The organism is Frankia sp. CoWAU3 (assembly GCF_977971855.1).
In genome coordinates this window covers 1-2,960 of sequence record NZ_CDWWXB010000311.1, presented here as the reverse complement: position 1 = coordinate 2,960, position 2,960 = coordinate 1, and the positions used below count along the sequence as shown (strand labels likewise).

Annotated in this window: 2 protein-coding genes and 1 pseudogene; 2 read left to right on the top strand and 1 reads right to left on the bottom strand. The window is 69.7% G+C overall.

Features of this window, described 5'->3' with window-relative positions; translation table 11 throughout:
* Window positions 1-840 (bottom strand): annotated as a pseudogene (locus AC08ON_RS17725) (DUF349 domain-containing protein); the annotation flags it as partial.
* Between the two features lie 235 nt (window positions 841-1,075).
* On the opposite strand from AC08ON_RS17725, the gene AC08ON_RS17720 reads away from it, so the two are divergent.
* Both AC08ON_RS17720 and AC08ON_RS17715 read left to right on the top strand, forming a co-directional pair.
* Entirely contained in the window at window positions 1,076-1,981 is a 906-nt protein-coding gene (locus tag AC08ON_RS17720) for a carbohydrate ABC transporter permease (protein ID WP_476608658.1), read from the top strand.
* Window positions 1,978-2,943 carry a carbohydrate ABC transporter permease gene (locus AC08ON_RS17715; protein ID WP_476608657.1) on the top strand — a complete coding sequence of 322 codons (966 nt, stop codon included), beginning with the start codon at window positions 1,978-1,980 and terminating at the stop codon, window positions 2,941-2,943. The genes AC08ON_RS17720 and AC08ON_RS17715 overlap by 4 nt, the downstream gene beginning before the upstream one ends.
* Window positions 2,944-2,960: the final 17 nt, after the last annotated feature.

The following is a 2,960-nucleotide window of genomic DNA, read 5'->3' as shown; positions in this document are numbered from 1 at the left end:
TCACTGACCTGGTTTTCGCGCAACTCGGCGTCGCGCTCGGCATTGGCCTCGTTGCGGCGGGTGAAGAAGGCGTCCTGCGCCGCGCGGAAGCGGTTCCACAACGCGTCGTCGATATCCTTTGCCGCGCGACCGGCGGCCTTCCAGTCGGCGAGCAGCGCCCGGTAGCGGGCGGCCGTGCCGGCCCAGTCGGTGGAGTCGGACAGCGCCTCCGCCTCGGCGATGATCGCCTCCTTCCGTTCCCTCGAACGGGCCCGCTGCGTGTCGAGAGCGGCGAAGTGCGCGGTCCGGCGGCGGGTGAACTCGTCCCGGGCCGTGGCGATGCGCCGCCACAGCGCCGAGTCGGTGCGCTTGTCCAACGAGCCGGCGGCGCGGAACTCCTCGGCGAGCGCGCGGAACCGCTCCCCGGCGGTCTTCCACTCCGAGCTGCGGCCGAGCCGTTCGGCCTCGGCGACCAGCTGCTCCTTGGCCGCGGCGATCCGGCCGGCCCGCTCGGCGGCGAGCGCGGAGCGATGTTCCTCAGTGGCGGCGACCACGGCCTCCAGCCGCGTGCGCAGCGCATCCAGATCACCGACGACCGCGGCCTCGTCGAGGGAATCGAGTAGCCGCCGTGCGCTGCCGACGATCCCGGTCGGATCGACCCCGCTGACCGTCAGCCGCCGCTCGAGCAGCTCGACCTCGGCGGACAGATCGTCGAAGCGGCGCTCGAAGTGGGCCAGGGAGACTGCCGGCACGCCATGATCCGACGGCACGTTCGCCGCTGGCCGTGCGAACGAAGACCGTGCCGTCATCGGCGACACGCCCCCAGGCGGAGGCGTGGTCGGGCTCGCTGCGGTCGCTCATGGTGTTCCCGAAGATCGACTGGCGTTTCCTGTCATTCTTGCAGGCGTTGGCCGTTGAGGGGACAGCCGCCACGGATCGGTCACCACGATTCGCCGTTGGCGGTGTCGCGTGGGCCGTTGGCGGTGTCGCGTGGGATGTGGACGGACCGGGCGACACGTGCAGGCACCGGCTGCTCCTCCGCGGGAGCCACCCCCGTACCGGCATCCCGGCACAGGTGGGGCCAGGATGCATAACTGTGACGCGTGAGGCGGGTGACAGCCGGGCGGGCTGGCGAGCCGGGGTGTTGTTGCTGCCGGCGTTCGTGGGACTCGGTGTTTTCGTCATCGGGCCCGCATTGGTGTCGGCCTTCATCGCGGGCACGGACAAGACCCTGACGGGACCGCGTTTCGACTGGGTCGGCACGGCGAACCTGCGTACCGCTCTCTCCGACGCGGACCTGGCCGGCGCCGTGCGCAACACGCTGCTGTACTGCGCCCTCACGGTGGTACCCGCGATCGTGATCGGGCTGGCGCTCGCGCTGGCCGCCGAACGGGTGACCCATGGCCGGGCGCTGGTGCGATGTGCGCTGTTTCTTCCGGTCAGTGCGAATATTGTGGCCATGGCGGTCGTGTTCGCCTACATGTTCGACAGCAGCCCCGACGGTCTCGCGAACACCATCGTCGGGCTGTTCGGGGTGGCTCCGGTCGACTGGCTCGGCGACACCTCGACCGCGTTGCCGGTGGTGGCCCTCGTCGGTGGTTGGCGGCTGACGAGCTTCGTCTTCGTCGTCTATCTCGCCGGGCTGACGGCGATCCCGAGATCGGTGTACGAGGCGGCGGACGTGGACGGCATCCACGGATTCGCCCGGCTGCGTCACATCACCCTGCCGCTGCTCGCCCCGACGACGATCTTCCTGGGGATGTTCGTCACCATTCTGACCCTGCAGACCTTCGAAACGGTCGCGGTGCTCACGAAAGGTGGCCCCCTGGACTCCAGCACGACGATCATTTACTATATTTACGAGGTCGGATTCACTGGATCGTTCCGCATCGGATATGCCTCGATGATCGCCCTGATGCTGTTTGTCGTGATCGTGGCACTGGGTGCCGCTGGCGGGCTGCTCGGGCGCCGCATCCGACGCACTCGGGAGGCCGCCGCGTGAGCGTCGACACCTCCAGTCCGGCGTCCGGGCCGGCGCCCCGTGGCCACGCCGTGCGGCGAGCCTCGCGTCGGCGGGCCCCGCAACCGGGATCGGCGCCGGCGCCGATCCCGGCATCGCGGCGCGGTCGCCGCCGGTCACCGACCGGACCGACGATCGGGCGTCTCGTCCTGCTCACGATCGGCATCGTCGCGGTCGTCCTGCCCTTCGTCTGGATGGTGCGGACCGCCGTTGGGCCGCGGCAGACCGCGCTGGCGCTGACGTCGAACCCGATCCCGTCCAGCATCGACCTGAGCTCGTTCGACCGCGCCTGGTACGCCGGTGATCTCGGACCTGCCCTGCTCACGGGGGTGGCGGTGAGCCTGGCGATCCTCGCGTTGCAGCTCGCGACGGCGATCCCGGCCGCCTACGCCTTCTCCTGTCTGCGCTTTCGCGGGCGTACGGCAGCCTTCGCGGTGGTGCTCGCCACCCTGCTGGTGCCGACCCAGATCACCGCCGTGCCGAACTACGTCACCATTTCCGCGCTCGGACTCGCTGACACCCGGGTCGGCCTGGTCCTGCCGTTCATGACACACGCGGCGATGATCTTCATGCTCCGGCAGTACATGAGCACCATCCCGGGGTCGGTCCTGGAAGCCGCGCGGATGGACTGGCTCGGTACCTGGCGGACGCTGTGGACGATCATCGTGCCGCTCGCCGCGCCCGCGATCGCCTCCGTATCGGTGTTCAGCTTCCTGTTGTCGTACAACGAGTACCTGTGGCCGCTGCTGGTCGCGCGGTCGCCGGACATCGCCACCCCGCCGCTGGCGCTCGCGCGCCTGATGACCGACTCCTCCTCCGTCATTCCGGACTTCACCGAGCTCGCCGCGGCCGCGCTGATCATCAGCCTGCCGTCGCTCGTCGTCTTCGTCGTCGCCCAACGCCGTCTCGCCGCCGGAATTACCGGTACGGGTGCCGGTGCCTGAGCTCGTCGTTTAACCTT